Annotated in this window: 12 protein-coding genes; 8 read left to right on the top strand and 4 right to left on the bottom strand. The window is 64.2% G+C overall.

The window, feature by feature from the left end; genetic code table 11:
* Positions 1 to 2 precede the first annotated feature (2 nt).
* The 6 genes from AC4BBN_RS01020 to AC4BBN_RS00995 all read left to right on the top strand — a co-directional run bounded on the left by AC4BBN_RS01020 (position 3) and on the right by AC4BBN_RS00995 (position 9,251).
* Positions 3 to 833 carry an ABC transporter ATP-binding protein gene (locus AC4BBN_RS01020; protein ID WP_490590093.1) on the top strand — a complete coding sequence of 277 codons (831 nt, stop codon included), beginning with the start codon at positions 3 to 5 and terminating at the stop codon, positions 831 to 833.
* Positions 830 to 1,564, top strand: coding sequence for an urea amidolyase associated protein UAAP1 (locus tag AC4BBN_RS01015; protein WP_490590092.1), 735 nt, complete (start codon positions 830 to 832; stop codon positions 1,562 to 1,564). The genes AC4BBN_RS01020 and AC4BBN_RS01015 overlap by 4 nt, the downstream gene beginning before the upstream one ends.
* Positions 1,561 to 2,214 (top strand): urea amidolyase associated protein UAAP2, encoded by a 654-nt coding sequence (locus AC4BBN_RS01010; RefSeq protein WP_490590091.1) that lies wholly within the window; start codon positions 1,561 to 1,563, stop codon positions 2,212 to 2,214. Before AC4BBN_RS01015 ends, AC4BBN_RS01010 begins: the two co-directional genes overlap by 4 nt.
* Before the next feature lie 233 nt (positions 2,215 to 2,447).
* Positions 2,448 to 6,059 carry an urea carboxylase gene (uca, locus tag AC4BBN_RS01005; protein WP_490590090.1) on the top strand — a complete coding sequence of 1,204 codons (3,612 nt, stop codon included), beginning with the start codon at positions 2,448 to 2,450 and terminating at the stop codon, positions 6,057 to 6,059.
* Entirely contained in the window at positions 6,056 to 7,867 is a 1,812-nt protein-coding gene (atzF, locus tag AC4BBN_RS01000) for an allophanate hydrolase (RefSeq protein WP_490590089.1), read from the top strand. The genes uca and atzF overlap by 4 nt, the downstream gene beginning before the upstream one ends.
* A gap of 100 nt (positions 7,868 to 7,967) precedes the next feature.
* Positions 7,968 to 9,251, top strand: coding sequence for a DUF445 domain-containing protein (locus AC4BBN_RS00995; RefSeq protein ID WP_490590088.1), 1,284 nt, complete (start codon positions 7,968 to 7,970; stop codon positions 9,249 to 9,251).
* 65 nt (positions 9,252 to 9,316) lie between these two features.
* On the opposite strand, the gene AC4BBN_RS00990 is transcribed toward AC4BBN_RS00995, so the two are convergent.
* The 3 genes from AC4BBN_RS00990 to AC4BBN_RS00980 all read right to left on the bottom strand — a co-directional run bounded on the left by AC4BBN_RS00990 (position 9,317) and on the right by AC4BBN_RS00980 (position 12,034).
* A complete protein-coding gene (locus AC4BBN_RS00990) occupies positions 9,317 to 10,774 on the bottom strand; it encodes a DUF5666 domain-containing protein (RefSeq protein ID WP_490590087.1) in 1,458 nt (485 codons plus the stop codon).
* The gene (locus AC4BBN_RS00985) at positions 10,771 to 11,643 is read right to left on the bottom strand and encodes a DUF6502 family protein (RefSeq protein ID WP_490590086.1); all 873 of its coding nucleotides are present in this window, start codon (positions 11,641 to 11,643) and stop codon (positions 10,771 to 10,773) included. The genes AC4BBN_RS00990 and AC4BBN_RS00985 overlap by 4 nt, the downstream gene beginning before the upstream one ends.
* Before the next feature lie 94 nt (positions 11,644 to 11,737).
* Positions 11,738 to 12,034, bottom strand: coding sequence for a hypothetical protein (locus AC4BBN_RS00980; RefSeq protein ID WP_490590085.1), 297 nt, complete (start codon positions 12,032 to 12,034; stop codon positions 11,738 to 11,740).
* A 476-nt stretch (positions 12,035 to 12,510) separates the two neighbouring features.
* Between AC4BBN_RS00980 and AC4BBN_RS00975 the strand changes: the two genes are divergently transcribed.
* Positions 12,511 to 13,593, top strand: coding sequence for a PA0069 family radical SAM protein (locus AC4BBN_RS00975; protein WP_490590084.1), 1,083 nt, complete (start codon positions 12,511 to 12,513; stop codon positions 13,591 to 13,593).
* A gap of 257 nt (positions 13,594 to 13,850) precedes the next feature.
* On the top strand, positions 13,851 to 15,317 hold the full coding sequence (locus AC4BBN_RS00970; protein ID WP_490590083.1) for a methyl-accepting chemotaxis protein: 1,467 nt from the start codon (positions 13,851 to 13,853) through the stop codon (positions 15,315 to 15,317).
* Here the strand turns inward: AC4BBN_RS00970 and AC4BBN_RS00965 are convergent.
* Positions 15,295 to 16,959, bottom strand: coding sequence for a phosphoethanolamine transferase (locus tag AC4BBN_RS00965; RefSeq protein ID WP_490590082.1), 1,665 nt, complete (start codon positions 16,957 to 16,959; stop codon positions 15,295 to 15,297). The genes AC4BBN_RS00970 and AC4BBN_RS00965 overlap by 23 nt on opposite strands.
* Positions 16,960 to 16,964 lie beyond the last annotated feature (5 nt).

Below are 16,964 nucleotides of genomic sequence, written 5' to 3'. Positions count from 1 at the left end.
CTATGAAAATTGAATGCAAAAACGTCTGGAAGTACTTCGGCCAGACGACCGCGTTGAACGACGTGAACCTGGGGATCGCCGACAACGAGTTTGTCACCCTGGTCGGTGCCTCCGGCTGCGGTAAGTCAACCTTGCTGCGGACTCTGGCCGGGCTGGAAACGCATAGCAAGGGTGACGTGCTGGTGGACGGCAAGGCCATTACCGGCCCAGGGCAGGACCGCGCCATGGTGTTTCAGCATTACAGCCTCTACCCCTGGCTGCGCGTGTCGGAAAACATCCGCTTCTGCCGGCAGTTGAGCGCCCAGACCCGCAACCGCAGCAGTGCCGATGTAGAGGCCGCTTCGGGCCGCGCCGACGCACTGCTGCAGCTGATGGGTTTGACGGCCTCGGCCAACGCATATCCAAACCAGCTCTCGGGCGGCATGCAGCAGCGCGTAGCGATTGCCCGTGCCCTCATGGGCAAGCCGCAGATCCTGCTGATGGACGAGCCCTTTGGCGCGCTGGACGCGCAGACCCGCGAGGTGATGCACGACCTGATCCTGCACGTGCACCGCCTGGAGCGCACCACCATCGTCTTCGTGACCCACGATGTGGAAGAGGCCATCTACCTCGGCCACCGCGTGGTGCTGATGGCGCCGCGCCCCGGCCGCATCGACTCGATCTATGACGTGCCCCTGCCTGCCAAGCGCGAACAGGACATGAAGCTCGCCCCCGAGTTTCTGCGCCTGAAACGCCAACTGCTGGACCGCATCCGCGAAACCTCTGGCATGAAAACCGATTTAGACCAATTGCAACGGCTTACCCAAGCAGCCGATGAGAGGACATCCGCATGAATCCCATCCCCGCCAACAAACTGCTGTGGGAGGAACACCTCCCTGGCGGCAACCACTGGTCCGGCCGGCTGCGCCGTGGCACCGCCTTGCGCCTGACCGACCTGCAAGGCGGCGCCAACGTGTCCGCGCTGTTCTATAACGCCGAGCAGCCGCTGGAACGCTACAACATGCCCGACACCCTGAAGTCGCAGCACACCGCCTTCTTGACCGCAGGCTATGTCTGCCAGTCCGACATGGGCCGCGTGCTGTGCTCCATCACGGCAGACAGCCTGGGCTGGCACGACACCTGGTGCGGCGTCAGCGACGCGGCCATGGTGCTCGCCCAGTACGGCGAAAAGCGCTACCAGCAGCACCGCAACGCCATGCACCGCAATGGCCGCGACAACCTGCTGATCGAGCTGGCCAAGTGGGGACTCGGCGCGCGCGACCTGGTGCCCAGCGTCAACTTTTTCAGCAAAGTAGTGCCCGATGCCGATGGCGCGCTGAGCCATGTGCCCGGCCACAGCGCAGCCGGCAGCTGTGTGGATCTACGCTTCGAGATGGACACCCTGGTGGTCCTCAGCAGCGCGCCGCATTCGCTGGATGCGAACCCCATTTACGCGCCCGCCGATGTGCAGCTCAGTGCCTTCCGAGCCGACCCGGTCGCTGCCGATGACGCCTGCCGCACCCAGTGCGCGCAGAACGGCCGCGCCTTCACCAATACCGAACGCTATTGCGGAGTCGCAGCATGAGCAAACTACTTGAAAGCCAACTGAACCCTGCCGACGCAGTGCTCGACCAGACCTGCCTGGCCGGCGATCCGTGGATGGCCACCGTGCGCGCGGGCCAGACCTTCCGCATCCTCGACCTGGAAGGCAACCAGGCGGTGGACACGCTGTTCTACAGCGCCGCCAACGCCGAGGAGCGCTACAGCGCAGCCGACACCATCGCCCGTAACGGCCAGCTCTACCTGGGCCTGGGCTCCAAGCTGTACTCCAGCGAGGGCCGTGTCATGCTGACCATCACCGCAGACACCTGCGGCCGCCACGACACCCTGGGCGGCGCCTGCTCCAGCGAGAGCAACACGGTCCGCTACGCGCTGGACAAGCGCCCCATGCACAGCTGCCGCGACAGCTTCATGCATGCCATCTGCAGCTGCCGTGAAGCGGGCGTGCTGGGTTTGGGCAAGCGCGACATCGCGCCCAACATCAACTTCTTTATGAACGTGCCGGTCACGCCCGAAGGCCACCTCAGCTTTGCCGACGGCATCTCCGGCGCCGGCAAGTACGTGGAACTGAAGGCCGAGATGGATGTGGTGGTACTGATCTCGAACTGCCCGCAGCTGAACAACCCCTGCAATGGCTACAACCCCACGCCTATCCGGCTGCTCATATGGGATTGATTCGCTATTGAATTCGTAGCTGCTTGCGCAGGTAATACATGCGCTAGAGGGCGATTTTCTTTAAATGATCTTGCCGCTGCACCCCTAAACACCGTTCGCCCTGAGCTTGTCGAAGGGCTTCGACGGGCTCAGCCCGAACGGAGGGAAGAGCTGGCAACCACTCCAACAGACACGGGACGACTCGTGCCTTTGCACCATCCGGCGGGACGACCCGCCCCATGAGGGACCACCCCATGTTCGATACCGTTTTGATCGCCAACCGTGGCGCCATCGCCTGCCGCGTGATCCGCAGCCTCAAAGCCTTGGGCCTGCGCTCGGTGGCCGTGTACTCCGAGGCCGATGCCGATTCGCTGCATGTGGCCATGGCCGATGCTAGCGTCTGCATCGGCCCGGCACCCGCAGCGCAGAGCTACCTGGACCCGCGGCGCATCCTGGACGCAGCGCGGGCTACCGGCGCCGGCGCCATCCACCCCGGCTACGGCTTTTTGTCGGAGAACCCGGACTTCGCCCAGGCCTGTGAAGATGCTGGCATCGCCTTCATCGGCCCCACGCCCGCGCAGATGCGCGCCTTCGGCCTGAAGCACACGGCCCGCGCGCTGGCCGAGGCCCAGGGCGTGCCCTTGCTGCCCGGCAGCGGTTTGCTGAATGACCTGGCGCAGGCGCAGACCGAGGCCGCGCGTATTGGTTACCCGGTGATGCTGAAAAGCACGGCCGGCGGCGGCGGCATCGGCATGCGGCTGATCCGCAGCGATGCCGAAATGGGCCCAGCCTTTGAAGCCGTCCAGCGCCTGGCGCAGGCCAACTTCAAGGACGCCGGCCTGTTCCTGGAAAAGTTTGTCGAACGCGCCCGCCACATCGAGGTGCAGCTGTTCGGCGATGGCAAAGGCCAGGTGGTGGCGCTGGGCGAGCGCGACTGCTCGGCCCAGCGGCGCAACCAAAAGGTGATCGAAGAAACTCCGGCACCCGGCCTGTCGGACGCCACCCGCGCCGCCCTGCAGCAAACCGCCGTGCGCCTGGCCGAAGCTGTGCATTACCGCAGCGCCGGCACGGTGGAATACGTGCTGGACGCCGACACCGGTGCCTTCTATTTTCTGGAGGTCAACACCCGCCTGCAGGTGGAGCACGGCGTGACCGAGCAGGTGACCGGCGTGGACCTGGTGGCCTGGATGCTGAAGCTGGCGCGGGGCGACAACTTCGCGCTGACCGTGCCCGTACCCACTGGCGCATCGATCCAGGTGCGGCTCTATGCAGAAGACCCGGCGCGCAACTTCCAGCCCTGCGCGGGCGGTTTGACCGAGGTGGTCTTCCCGACAGACGCGCGCATCGAAACCTGGGTCGCCACCGGCAGCGAGGTGCCACCCAACTACGACCCGATGATCGCCAAGCTGATCGTCACCGGCAGCGACCGTGCCGATGCGGTGGCCAAGCTGCAGGCTGCGCTGGCCTCCACCCGGCTGGCGGGCATAGAAACCAATTTGCGCTACCTGCGCACCGTTGCCGCCGACCCGGTGTTTGTGGATGGCTTAATGGTCACCCGCAGCCTGGCCGACCTGCACTACCAGCCGCAGGCGCTGGAGGTGCTGGACGCCGGCGTGCAGACCACCGTGCAAGACCACCCAGGCCGCGTAGGCTATTGGGCCGTGGGCGTGCCCCCCAGTGGTCCGATGGATGACCTGGCGATGCGCCTGGCGAACCGTCTGGTGGGCAACGCAGTGGATGCAGCGGCGCTGGAATGCACCCTCAGCGGCCCCAGCCTACGCTTCCATAACGACACCGTGGTCGCCGTGTGCGGCGCGGCTATGGCTGTCACTGTGGACGGCGTGGCGCTGCCGCTGTGGCAGTCGCACACGGTCAAAGCTGGCAGCGTGCTCAAGCTCGGCGCGGTGCAGGGCGCTGGCGCACGCACCTACCTGGCACTGCGTGGCGGGCTGGATGTGCCGCTGTACCTGGGCAGCCGCTCCACCTTCACGCTGGGCCAGTTCGGCGGCCATGCGGGCCGCACCCTGCGGGTGGGTGACATGCTGCACATCGGCGCAGATGCGGTCGCTGCACCGCTGGCGGTATTGCCCGCTGATGTCGTGCCTGCCTACCAAAACCATTGGGACATCGCGGTGCTCTACGGTCCACACGGCGCGCCGGATTTCTTCACCGATGGCGATGTGCAGATGTTCTTCGGCACCGACTGGCAGGTGCACTACAACTCCAGCCGCACCGGCGTGCGCCTGATCGGCCCCAAACCCGAGTGGGCGCGGCGCGACGGCGGCGAGGCCGGGCTGCACCCGTCCAACATCCACGACAACGCGTATGCGATTGGCGCCATCGACTTCACCGGCGACATGCCGGTGATCCTCGGCCCCGATGGCCCCAGCTTGGGCGGCTTTGTCTGCCCGGCAGTCGTGCTGGCCAGTGAGCGCTGGAAGATGGGCCAGCTGCGCCCCGGCGACAGCGTGCGCTTCCGGTGTGTGACGGCCGACGAGGCCCTGGCCCTGCACGCCGCGCAAGAGCGCCGCATTGCCGACCTGGCCTGGGTACCGCCCGCGATTCCGCTACGGACCGAGGCCGTGGGCTCACCCATCCTGGCCGACCGCGCGGCCCAGGGCGACCGGCCCGCGCTGGTGCTGCGCCAGGCCGGTGACCGCTATGTGCTGGTGGAGCTGGGCGACGCGGTGCTGGACATCGCGCTGCGCATGCGCGTGCACGCCTTGATGCAAGCGCTGCAGGCGCAGGGCCTGCCGGGCATCGTAGACCTGACGCCGGGCATCCGCTCGCTTCAAATACATTTTGAGCCGCTGGCGCTTGATTTACCTGCGCTGATAGCTGCGATTTTTGTAGCAGACGACGCGCTGGGCAATACCGCCGACATCGTGGTTCCCTCACGCACCGTGTACCTGCCGCTGAGCTGGGACGACAGTGCCACCCGCTTGGCGATTGAAAAGTACATGCAATCGGTGCGGCCCGACGCGCCCTGGTGCCCCAGCAATATCGAGTTCATCCGCCGCATCAACGGGCTGCAAAGCATCGAGGAAGTGCAGCGCATCGTGTTCGACGCCCGCTACCTGGTGATGGGCCTGGGCGATGTGTACCTGGGCGCGCCGGTGGCCACGCCGCTGGACCCACGCCACCGCCTGGTCACCACCAAGTACAACCCGGCCCGCACCTGGACGCCGGAGAACGCGGTGGGCATTGGCGGCGCCTACATGTGCGTTTACGGCATGGAAGGCCCGGGCGGCTACCAGTTTGTGGGCCGCACGCTGCAGATGTGGAACCGCTGGCGCGATGCGGCCAGTGGTGCGCTGGCGTTTGAGGCCGGCAAACCCTGGCTGCTACGCTTCTTCGACCAGATACGCTTCTACCCGGTGGGCGAAGAGGAGCTGCTGCAGATCCGCCGCGACTTCCCCGCCGGCCGCTACCCGCTGCGGGTGGAGGAGGGCACCTTCAGCCTGCACGACTACAGAGGCTTTCTGGCTGACAACGCCAACGACATCGCCGCCTTCCGTTCCTTGCAAGGCCAGGCATTTGAAGAAGAGCGCGAGCGCTGGCGCCTGGCCGGCCAAGCCGAATACGTGGGCGAACCGGAGGCGCTGGACGCCGCAGTTTCGCAAGATGACCTGCCCCCCGGCGCGCGCAGTGTCGCCAGTGCCGTGCCCGGCAGCGTGTGGAAGCTGCTGGTGGCCGAAGGGGACGCGGTGGTGGAGGGCCAGCCGCTGCTGGTCATCGAATCGATGAAGATGGAATTCACCGTGGCCGCGCCCTGCGCCGGCACGGTGTGGCGCATGGCCTGCCGCGAAGGCGGGGCCGTGGCGGCCGGACAAGACGTGGTGGTGATTCAAGGAGAGCAAGCATGACAACAAACCCTATTTCCCTCAGCCTGGGCGCGCTGCAGCAGGCCTACCGCAACGGCAGCCTGACACCGCTGCAGGTGGTGGAGCACGTGGTGACCGCCATTGGCGACGACCCGCACACCGCATGGATACACCGCATTGACGCCGCCAGCTTGCGTGTCCGCGCCCAAGCCCTGATGGACCGTGGCCCCGAGGGCCTGCCGCTGTGGGGCATACCGTTTGCCATCAAGGACAACATCGACCTGGCCGGCGTACCCACCACCGCCGCCTGCCCCGACTACGCCTACACACCCGAGCGCGGCGCCTTTGTGGTGCAGCGCCTGCTGGACGCGGGTGCCATCGCCATCGGCAAGACCAACCTGGACCAGTTCGCCACCGGCCTGAACGGCACGCGCTCGCCGTATGGCGCCTGCCACAACGCCTTTAACCCGGACTATGTGTCGGGCGGCTCCAGCGCCGGCTCGGCGGTCTCGGTGGCCCTGGGCCATGTGAGCTTTTCATTGGGCACAGACACCGCCGGTTCGGGCCGCGTGCCGGCCGGTTTCAACAATCTGGTGGGCTTGAAACCCAGCCTGGGCTTGCTGTCCACTAGCGGTGTGGTGCCGGCTTGCCGCTCGCTGGATGTGGTGTCCATCTTTGCGTTGACGGCGGACGACGCGCAGCAGGTCTTCGCCGTCGCCCATGGCTTTGATGCACAAGACGCCTTTTCGCGCCCGGCGCAGCCGCATGGCTTCGACTTTGGCCGCGCCGCCCACTGGCGGGTTGGCGTGCCGCGTGCCGACCAATTGCAGTTTTTCGGCGACAGCGCGTATGCCCAGTGCTATGCCGACGCCTGCGCCCACGCCCAGGCGCTGGGGGCGGAGCTGGTGGAAATCGACTTTGCCCCCTTCCAGGAAACCGCCCGCCTGCTATACGAAGGCCCCTGGGTGGCCGAGCGTTACCAGGCCATCCGCACTTTTATCGACGCGCAGCCCGAGTCCGTGTTCCCGGTCACGCGGGAGATCACGCTGGGTGGTGCCAAGCCGTTGGCCGCCGATGCCTTTGCCGCGCAGTACCGCCTGCGAGCCCTGGCGCAGCGCTGTGCCGCCGTGTGGTCCAGCATGGACTGCATGCTGTTGCCCACCTCGCCCACCATCCACAGCATCGCCACCATGCTGGCCGAGCCCATCGCCCGCAATAGCGACTTTGGCTACTACACCAACTTCGTCAACCTGCTGGACTATGCCGCCATCGCGGTGCCCATCGGCTTTCGCCCGGACGGTCTGCCCTGCGGTGTCACCTTTGTGGCGCAGGCGCACCAGGACCAGCCCTTGCTGCACCTGGCCCAGCGCTGGCAACAGGCGCTGCAGGGCAGGGCTTCAACGCTGGGCGCCACCGGTCTGGCGGCCGTGCCCTTTGAGGCCGCCAATGCAGTGCCTTCTGGCCAGGTGCGTGTGGCCGTGTGCGGCGCCCACCTGCAGGGCCAGCCATTGAACCCGCAGCTCACCAGCCGGGGCGCCCGCCTGGTGCAGCGCACCACCACCGCAGCCGTGTACCGCCTGTACGCCTTGCCCGATGGCAAACGCCCCGGCCTGGTTCGCGTGGCCGAAGGTGAAGAGGGTGGTGCGGCTATCGAGGTGGAAGTGTGGGACTTGCCTGGCGCGCAGTTTGGCAGCTTTGTCGATGGCATCCCGGCACCTCTGGGGATTGGCCGTACGTTGTTGGCAGATGGCTCGTCTGTCGCGGGCTTTATCTGCGAGCCTTCCGGTTTGGTCGGTGCACGGGACATCACGGCTTTTGGCGGCTGGCGGGCCTACAAGGCACAGGGATAAGATTTAAGTCAAACAGGCCGCTAGCGCAGATTCCACCTGCGCCAGCTGCTATTAAATTTGTATCAAGGTGTGCATCGGCGTGAGCGGCTATGCTGCAGCCATGGCATCCACCCCTGACCACCGCCGCCAGTCGCTGCGCCGCATGCAGTGGTTTGCGATTGCCTTGTTGCTGGCCTCGCTGTGCGGCTTGCTGGCCAGCCACTGGATGGGCGGGCAGGGCGGCTGGGGCTGGCTGCGGGCGTTCTGCGAGGCCTCGGCCGTAGGCGCGCTGGCCGACTGGTTTGCGGTGGTGGCGCTGTTTCGCCACCCGCTGGGGATTCCGCTGCCGCACACGGCCATCATTCCGCAGAGCAAGGAGCGCATTGCCGACAGCCTGGCCGACTTTGTGCGCGACCATTTTCTGGACCCGCAAACGCTATTGGCCAAGCTGGCGGTGTTGGACCCGGCGCAGCGCCTGGGCGAGTGGCTGCGCGACCCGGCGCGGGTCGGCTTTTGGGTGACTGAGGCGCGCGGCTGGGCGCTAGCGACCTTGAACATGTTTGACGACGAGCGCATGCAGCGCGCCACGCTGGAGCTGTTGGTAGCGCAGGCGCGGCGCTGGGATGCGGCGGCCACCGCCGGCGAGGTGCTGGGCCTGTTGACGCAGGGCGGGCGTCACCACGCACTGCTGGATGCGGGGCTGGTCAAGGTCGGTAAATACCTGGCCCAGGATGAAGTCAAGGCCACGGTGGCGCAGCTGCTGCTCAAGCATGTGCGCAAAGAGTGGCCGAAGGTGGTGGGCATGGTGGACGCGGTGGCTTCTACGTCCAAACTGGCGGACAGCATGGCCGAGAAACTCAGCGCCTCGGCGTTGGAAGAGTTGCGCGAAGTGCTGGCCCAGCCTGAACACCCTATGCGCCTGCGCTATGAAGCCTGGTTGACCGAATACATCCAACGCTTGCGCGACGAACCGGCCCTGCGCCAGGCCTGCGACGACCTGAAGGAGCGCGCGCTGACCGACCCAGTGCTGCGCAGCTTTGTGGCTACGCTGTGGACCGACATCAAGCGGCGCTTGCAAGACGATCTGGCCGACCCGCAGTCCGCCATTGGCCGCAATCTAGAGGGCGCGCTCAATACGGTGGGGGAGCGGCTGGCCAGTGACCCCAGCCTGCGCGATGCCATCAACGAGCATGTGATGTCTGCTGCGGGCGCGCTGGCGGGCAGCTTGCGCACCGGGGTCACCAGCCACATTGCGCAGACCATCAAGGCCTGGGACGACCGGCAACTGGTGCAGGAGCTGGAGCTCAGCGTAGGGCGCGACCTGCAGTTCATACGCATCAGCGGGACCCTGGTGGGCGGCTTGGCCGGCGTGGTCTTGCATGCGCTGGTGCTGTGGCTGGTGTGAAGCTGCGGCCACTGGCTGGGCTGGTGGGGCATTTCTTGGCTGTGAAACGGCCCACCAGGGCGCCGCTATTTCCCTTTGCCTTTTCCGCCCGAACCGCCCGAACTGCCGGACCCGCCTGAGCTACCCGAGCTTCCAGAGCTTCCAGAGCTTCCAGAGCTGCCTGAGCTACCTGAGCTACCAGAGCTGCCTGAGCTGCCTGAGCTACCAGAGCTACCAGAGCTACCAGAGCTACCTGAGCTACCAGAGCTACCAGAGCTACCTGAGCTACCAGAGCTACCTGAGCTACCTGAGCTGCCGCTGTTGCTGCTTTTGCTGTCATCGCCAGACTCCGACTTGCCCGAGCTTTGCGAGCTGGAGCTGCCGCTTGAGTCGTCAGAGCTAGTGCTGCTTGTGCTGCTGCTACTTTCACTCTTGCCGCTCCCAGAGTTGCGGCGCTTGGCTTCGCTGTGCCGCACCTCAATGTGCTGCACGGTGACACGGTCATTGCTATCGCGCAGGGCGGTAATGCGTACCCGCTGTTCCCGATCGCCGCTCAGTGCAGCACGCTCTGCGCCGGGCAAGGCCTGGGCCAGAGCCATGCGTCCTTGGCCAATGTCCACGCTGTCGCGCGAGGCAGATTTGACATAGCCTTCCATCACCACGCGTTCCACCGGCCCCAGGGTGTTGTGCGTAGGCTGCGTTTGGAGTGCGGTGGCAAGCAGCTCGCGCCCGTTCCAGGTACCCATGACCTGGACTTCCTGGCCTTGGCTTGCGGCACGCCATGCACGCAGCCCGTCCAGGAAGCCCAGCCTCTCCGTGTGCACGGTGGTGCCACCGATGCGGACATTGCCGTGGGCGGCAGATACGGCCAGGCCTGTGAGCATGGCTTGCGCTTGCGCAGGCACGGCCTGCAGGTGCGACATCTCGATGCTGCCGTCGCTGAGCCTGTAGCCGCTGACGCGCACCCATTGCCCCGTTTGCAGGCCCAGCAGGCTGGAGGTGGCGTCGCCGACACGTACGCTTTGCCCCAGCACCGTCAGCTCGCCTTGGGCCGGGTTGACGGACTCTACCGGGCCGATGACCAGGTGCTGCAGAGCAATCTGCCGGGCTTGCAATTCGTCTCCCTGGCCGGTTGCGGTTACCACCACCACCTGGCCTACGGACAGCGCGCTGGCCGGCGCGGGTAGGCCGTTGTCGTTGATGGGGGTGGTGGCGTCGTAATGCACCTCCATGCCGTTGACGCAGATGCTGGCAAAGCCGGTGATGACACCCACAATGCCCGTGCCGCCAATGCCGCCGTTGTCATGCAGCTCGGCGCTGTCGATACCCGTGCCACCGATGCCGGGTCTGGTGGCTACATTGCCGGTGCCGCCTATGCCCGGGCGCAGCGCGGTGTCGCCGGTGCCGCCTATTCCTGGCGCCGCAGCTGCGGGGTTGGTGGGCGAGTCGCTCTTACCACACACGTTGGAGGCAAGGGCATGCGGCGCGCTGAGCAGTGCTGCCAGCAGCGTCGCGGCAGGAAGGCGGAGCCATTTGGGTTTCATGGTGTTCCCCCCGGTATTGGGGGCGGCGCGGTATCTGCAGGAACCGGCTCGGAGTAGAAGTACACGCCAAAGGTCATGCGATGCCGTGCAGTAGCAGCGGGGGCATCTGCCTGCTCCAGGGCTAGCGCATTCTTGTTGACGGCCAGCAGGGCTTTCATGGCGACGTCTCCGCTTTGCTTGGCCAGCAGGGCGATGGAGGCTTCGCTGAGCGCGTCGTATTGCACGCTGCGCTCCAGAAACGGCGGTTTGCCACCCAACAGGTTGCTGGCGGCCGCAGCAGCATGGTCGTGCAGGTTGTGGCCAAAGTAATAGGCTTTTTCGTCAAAGCCTTCACTGGGTACAAAGGCTTCGGCATTCAGGCACACACGGTTGCTGGCGTCGATATGCACCACGCCCAGGCGTAGCCACTCGTCCAGCACCACGCGGGAGCGGATGTCGCTGTTGACCCCCGCCACCAGGCTTTCGAATGATTGCTCACCGCCTTCGCTGGCAAAGCGCGCCAAGGGAAGGGGGCTGCCGTCTTCATGCAGGTAGCGCGGCGACCCCAGCCACACGGCCACCAGCTCGGCACCCAGGGATACGACGTCGGGCACCGCATCGGAGGTTTGCTGCAATTCGGCCCGCAGGCGGCTGACGTCTTTGCGGTGCACGCCCGTCATCAGGCTGATTCGGCTGTCTGTGGGCGGCTTGTTGTCAAGGCGGAATTCGCTTGCGGCGACGTCCACAAACAAATTCTTCAACAGCTCGGCGACGTAAGGGAAGGTGATGCCTTGCGACAACATGACCCGCACAACTGGGCGTAGAACTTTGCGCAGCGCGCGGACCAGGGACGGTGGTGGCCCCGCTGGGGAGGTGGTAGAGCTATCCATGCCGTAAATGTATCGCGGTTGTGGGAAAAAATTACACAATAATCTTGCAGTGGGAAAAATTCCCGCATATAGTCGAATTGTGTGCGGGAAAAAATCACACACATTTGATCCATAAACCACTTCTAAGGAACCACACCATGAACACCCTTCGCACCGCCTTTGTGGCTACGACGGCCTCCTTGTTGCTTGCGCTGGCCAGTACTTCGGCCATTGCCCACAAGGGAGGTTCCTCTGGTTCCTCTGGCTCATCTGGTTCCTCTGGTTCTCGCGGCTCCTCCTCTTCCGGATCGTCCTCTTCCGGATCCTCCGGATCGTCCTCATCCGGCTCCTCCTCTTCCGGATCGGCCTCTTCCGGCTCTTCGTCGTCCTCCTCGGGTAGTTCTTCCGGCACCTCCTCGACGGGCTCCTCGTCGTCGCGCTCGGCTACCAGTGACGATTCAGGTGGTAGCCGTGCCGGCCGAGGCACTGACGATGCGGCAGGACATGTGCGTCAAGCGCGTGGTGCGGACGACGCGCCTGGCCATGTTCGCCATGAACGCGGGGCCGATGACACGGCATCTACCGGCACTACCACCACATCAAGCTCCGTGACGCCCTGAGCATTAGCCGCAGCCCTTCACGCGGTGGATTGATTGCGTCGGTTGGGGGGGGGGGGCGCAACTTGCAAGTCGGCGCAACACAAGCGTGTAGGTCGCTTGCCTAGTCCCCATAGATACCCAAACAGCACTAAAATACTGTATTTAAATACAGTTATTTATGTGCTGCCCCGGTGCTTCTATTTTTATAGCTTCTCGCGCTTGCCTGATGTGCGTTAGGGCGCTTGGGGCTGTGTGTACGTGGGACTACCGTAGGCGTACGGGGTGAGCCATGGCCGAGGTCCATATCCCCCTACAGTCCATCAAAGGCCGTGGCACGGCCACACACCTGGCGCACCGCTTCGCGTCGGTAGACCGGGCCGCGTTCGACGATGGCTGGGGCACCCTGGAGGGCGCTGAGCCTGCAGCGCCGTTGGCCACCCAGGTCATTTTTGAAGACGCCCGCAGTGCCATCACGCATAACGACTCGCCCGATATTTATTTTGAATACGGGCTCAACCCCTACCGTGGCTGTGAGCACGGTTGTATCTACTGTTATGCCCGTCCCACACACAGCTACCTGAATTTGTCTCCCGGGCTGGACTTTGAAACCAAGATCATCGCCAAGCGCAACCTGGCCGAAGTGCTGGCGCGTGAGCTGGCGGCAAAAAGCTACGTGCCGCGCATGATTGCCCTGGGCACGGTGACCGACGGCTACCAGCCGATTGAGCGCGAGCTGCGCCTGACGCGCAGCGCCATTGCCGTAGCCCATAGCTGCCACCACCCTTTCGCCTTGGTAACAAAAGGCAGCGGTGTGGAGCGCGACCTGGACCTATTGGCCCCCATGGCCGAGCGCAAGCTGGCCGCCGTCTACATCACCCTCACCACGCTGGACGGCGCCCTGGCCCGCACGCTGGAGCCCCGCGCCGCCGCGCCGCACCGGCGCTTGCGCACCATCCGTGCACTCGCCGAGGCGGGCGTGCCGGTGGGTGTGAGCGTGGGGCCGCAGATTCCGTTCATCAACGACGATATGGAGCAGGTGCTGGCTGCCGCCTATGAGGCGGGCGCGCGCACCGCCTTCTACACCGTGTTGCGCCTGCCCTGGGAGGTGCAGCCTTTGTTCCGTGAATGGCTGGCGCTGCACTACCCGCAGCGCGCAGATAGGGTGATGGCCCGCATCCAGGAAATGCGCGGCGGCAAGGATTACGACGCCGACTTCGCCACCCGCATGAAGGGCAGCGGCCTGTGGGCCGACTTGATACGCCAGCGCTTTCACAAAACCTGCGCCAAGCTGGGCCTGAACCGCGAGCGGGTGGAGCTGGATATTGGCCAGTTTCGGCCGGGGCTGCTGTCGGGGCAGGGGAGTTTGTTTTAGCGGGTGCTACGTTTTGTGTAGCGCTACGTGCAGACAGAAAATGGGCGTACGAAGTGTTGGGCTTGCAGTTTCTAGCTTTTTTTGGTTGAGACCTGCGCCAGGTCTTGTATTGTTTTTGGATGACGATTGGTGGGCTTGGGGCGCAAGAGCGGTGTTAACCCTGTTGCATGGTCTATATCCGCTGCGCAGTAATACGTTACACAAGCTTTATGTGCGGTTACATCTTAAATACCCGTTCCCGAGAATGGTAGACACCCATGACAGTCACATCTCCATCTAGAAATACGGGTGCCGCCGCGCGCGCACTATTGGGTGACCAGGCCTTGCTTGCTGCTGTGTGTTTGGCGGCTGCAGCCAGCATTTTTTTGGGCATACAGTTTGTGGATTCCGGTATGGCATGGGTCGCGACGGCAGTGCTGTTGGCGATTGGCTGTGGCGGGTATTACATCGCAAGCGGTACGCGCGCCAGCCGCTATGTGCTGACGTTTGTGCTGGTGTCTTTTGTTGCCCTGCATATCCAGTTGGCGCGGGGCATGCTGGAATTGCACTTTGGCGTATTCGTGGTGTTGGCCTTTTTGTTGGTGTATTTGGACTGGCGCGTGATTGTTTTCGCGGCACTTCTGTTCGCTGTGCACCACATAGTTTTTGATCGCATGCAGGCTGCCAGCTGGGGGTTTTATTGCACTACCGAGCCGAGTTTTTCACGCATCTTGCTGCACGCACTGTATGTGTTGATCCAGTCTGCGGTGGAAGTAGTGGTGGCTTTGAAAATGAGTGCTGCGGCGCGCGAGGGTGATGAACTGGGGCAGGTGGTGGATGTGGTCAACCAGCCCGACGGCATTGCACTGAACGTGGAAGCGGTGAAGGTGCGTACTACGGGTGGCAACGCGTTGAAAAGTACTCTTTCGCGTCTGGACGTGGCTGAGGCGCGTGTACGCGCCTCAGCGCACAGCATCGATGAAGCATGTGCCGATATCGCCGGCGGCAACCGTGACTTAAGCCTGCGTACTGAGCAGACGGCTGGCAATCTGCAGCGCGCCTCCGGCAGCATGGCGCATCTGACGGAGGCGCTGCGTGAATCTGCCGAAAGTGCCCGGCAAGCCAATCAGCTGGCAGCGAGCGCTAGTGCAGTTGCAGCAAAGGGGGGCGACGTGGTGGCCCAGGTGGTGCACACCATGGACGGCATTAACGAGTCCTCTGTGAAGATTTCGAACATCATCGGGGTGATCAATGGGATCGCTTTTCAAACCAATATCCTTGCGCTGAACGCTGCAGTAGAAGCCGCACGGGCTGGTGACCAGGGCCGTGGTTTTGCCGTGGTTGCTTCCGAGGTGCGGTCTCTGGCAGGGCGTTCGGCCCAGGCTGCCAAGGAGATAGAGCTTTTAATTGGTGCCAGCGTGGAACGGGTAGGTCATGGAAGCGCGCTGGTGGGCCAGGCTGGTGCCACCATGGCGGAAGTTGTGCGCAGCATCCAGGCATTGACCGATATCGTAGGCAAAATTAGTGGCGCCAGTTCGGCACAGGCCGCTGACGTGGCGCAGGTGAGTGAGATGGTGGCGCAAATGGACGAAGCCACGCAGCAGAATGCCGCCGCAGTGGAAGAGGTTGCAGCAGCAGCCAGTAGCTTGAATGCGCAATCTGAGGAACTGGTGCACGCTGTAGCCATATTCAAGGTGGCCGGCGGCGGTCTAGCCCCGACCGTCAGGGCTTTGCAGCTGGGTTGACACAAGGCGCGAATATGTCCAGCTCGTGCTGGTACAGGCTGGTTTTCACGTTCAGCAGGCCGAGCACCGAGTGGAAGTAGTTGTCGTGGGTGACGCGCTCGTCCTTGCGTTTTTGCAGGCACTCGGTGCTGACATGCGTGCGCTTCTCGTAGGCGGGCGACAGCCAGGTCACCCAGGGCACGTGCTTTTGCAGGTCGGGGGCGATGTCGTAGGGTAGGCCGTGCAGGTAGATGTTGTTTTCACCCAGCGACTCGCCGTGGTCAGCGACGTAGACCATGGCGGTGGTGTTGGTGGATTCCTTGGTCTTCAGCCACTGGATGGCGGTGGCCAGCACGTGGTCGGTGTACAGAATGGTGTTGTCGTAGGAGTTGACCAGCTGCGCCTGGCTGCATTCTTGTAGATTGTTGCTGGTGCATTCCGGCTGGAATTTTTTAAAGGCCGCAGGCACACGCTTGAAGTAGGCGGGGCCGTGGCTGCCCATCTGGTGCAGCACGATGACCACGCCCTTGGCGCGGCGCTCGGCGGGCAGTTCGTCGATGCGGGCCTGGGCCTTGCGCAACATGATTTCGTCAAAGCATTCGCCGCCCACGCACAGCTCCGGGTCGGTCAGCTGGGTGGTGTCTGTGTTGGGGACGCGGTCGCACACGCCTTTGCAGCCGGACTGGTTGTCTATCCACACCACGCCCAGGCCGCTGCGCTGCAGTATGTCCAGCAGGCCTTCGTAGTTGGCGTCGCGGCTTTCATAGGCCTTCTTGCCCAGGTGCGAAAACATGCAGGGCACCGAGGCTGCGGTGTTGGTGCCGCAGGACCAGGCGTTCTGGTAGGTGGCTATGTGTTCCTTGGCCAGCTCGGGCGTGGTGGCGCGGGCATACCCGTTGATGCCAAAGTTACCCATGCGCCCGGTTTCGCCCACCACCAGCATCAACAGCGGTGGCTTGCCGGCGGGGCTGGGCGGGGTGGCCAGTTGGGCGTCCTGGCCTACCGGCAGAATCTTGCTCTCGTCGCGCTGGAAGGGTTTGGCGGCTATGTCGCCCAGTGCGTAGAACGAGTTCAGCGGGTTGATCAGGTAGCGGATGTCGGTGCGGTTGCGCATCAACGATGAAAAGTCCTGGAACACCAGGAACAGCGTGGCCACCAGCACAGCGCAAGACACGATGACGCCCAGCAGGTTGCCGCCGATCTGGCGCAGCACGCTGCGCCGCCGCAAGCGTTGGCGCCACAGCCAGAGGCAGGGCAGCACGGCCATGCCCAGCACCGTCAGCAGCATGCGTATATTCATCAGGTCACGGGTTTCGCGCATATCGGTCTGCAGCGCATTCACCAGCATGGTGGTGTCTATCACCACGCCATAGGACAGCATGAAATGCGCGCCAAAGGCTGCTGCAAACAGGCTCAACGTGATGGCGGGAATCAGCACCCAGCGCCAGGCCAGCAGGCTGAGCAGCAGCGCCATGGTGGCCGCGATGATGACGCCAAAGCCTGCGGCAAAGGCCAGACCACGCAGGCTGTGCAGCTCGGGCAGGCGGTGCAGCTCACGCCACAGTGGCACATTGCAGACCGTGGCTATCCACAGGCTGGAGATGAGAATGAGCCAGGCGGGATGTTTGCCGGCGTGCGAAGTCCCGTTGTTGAAAAGCTGCATGGATG

It is taken from the genome of Rhodoferax sp. SPJ21, assembly GCF_058216335.1.
The sequence above is the reverse complement of the archived record's forward strand: the minus strand, read 5'-3'. Positions and strand labels throughout refer to the sequence as shown.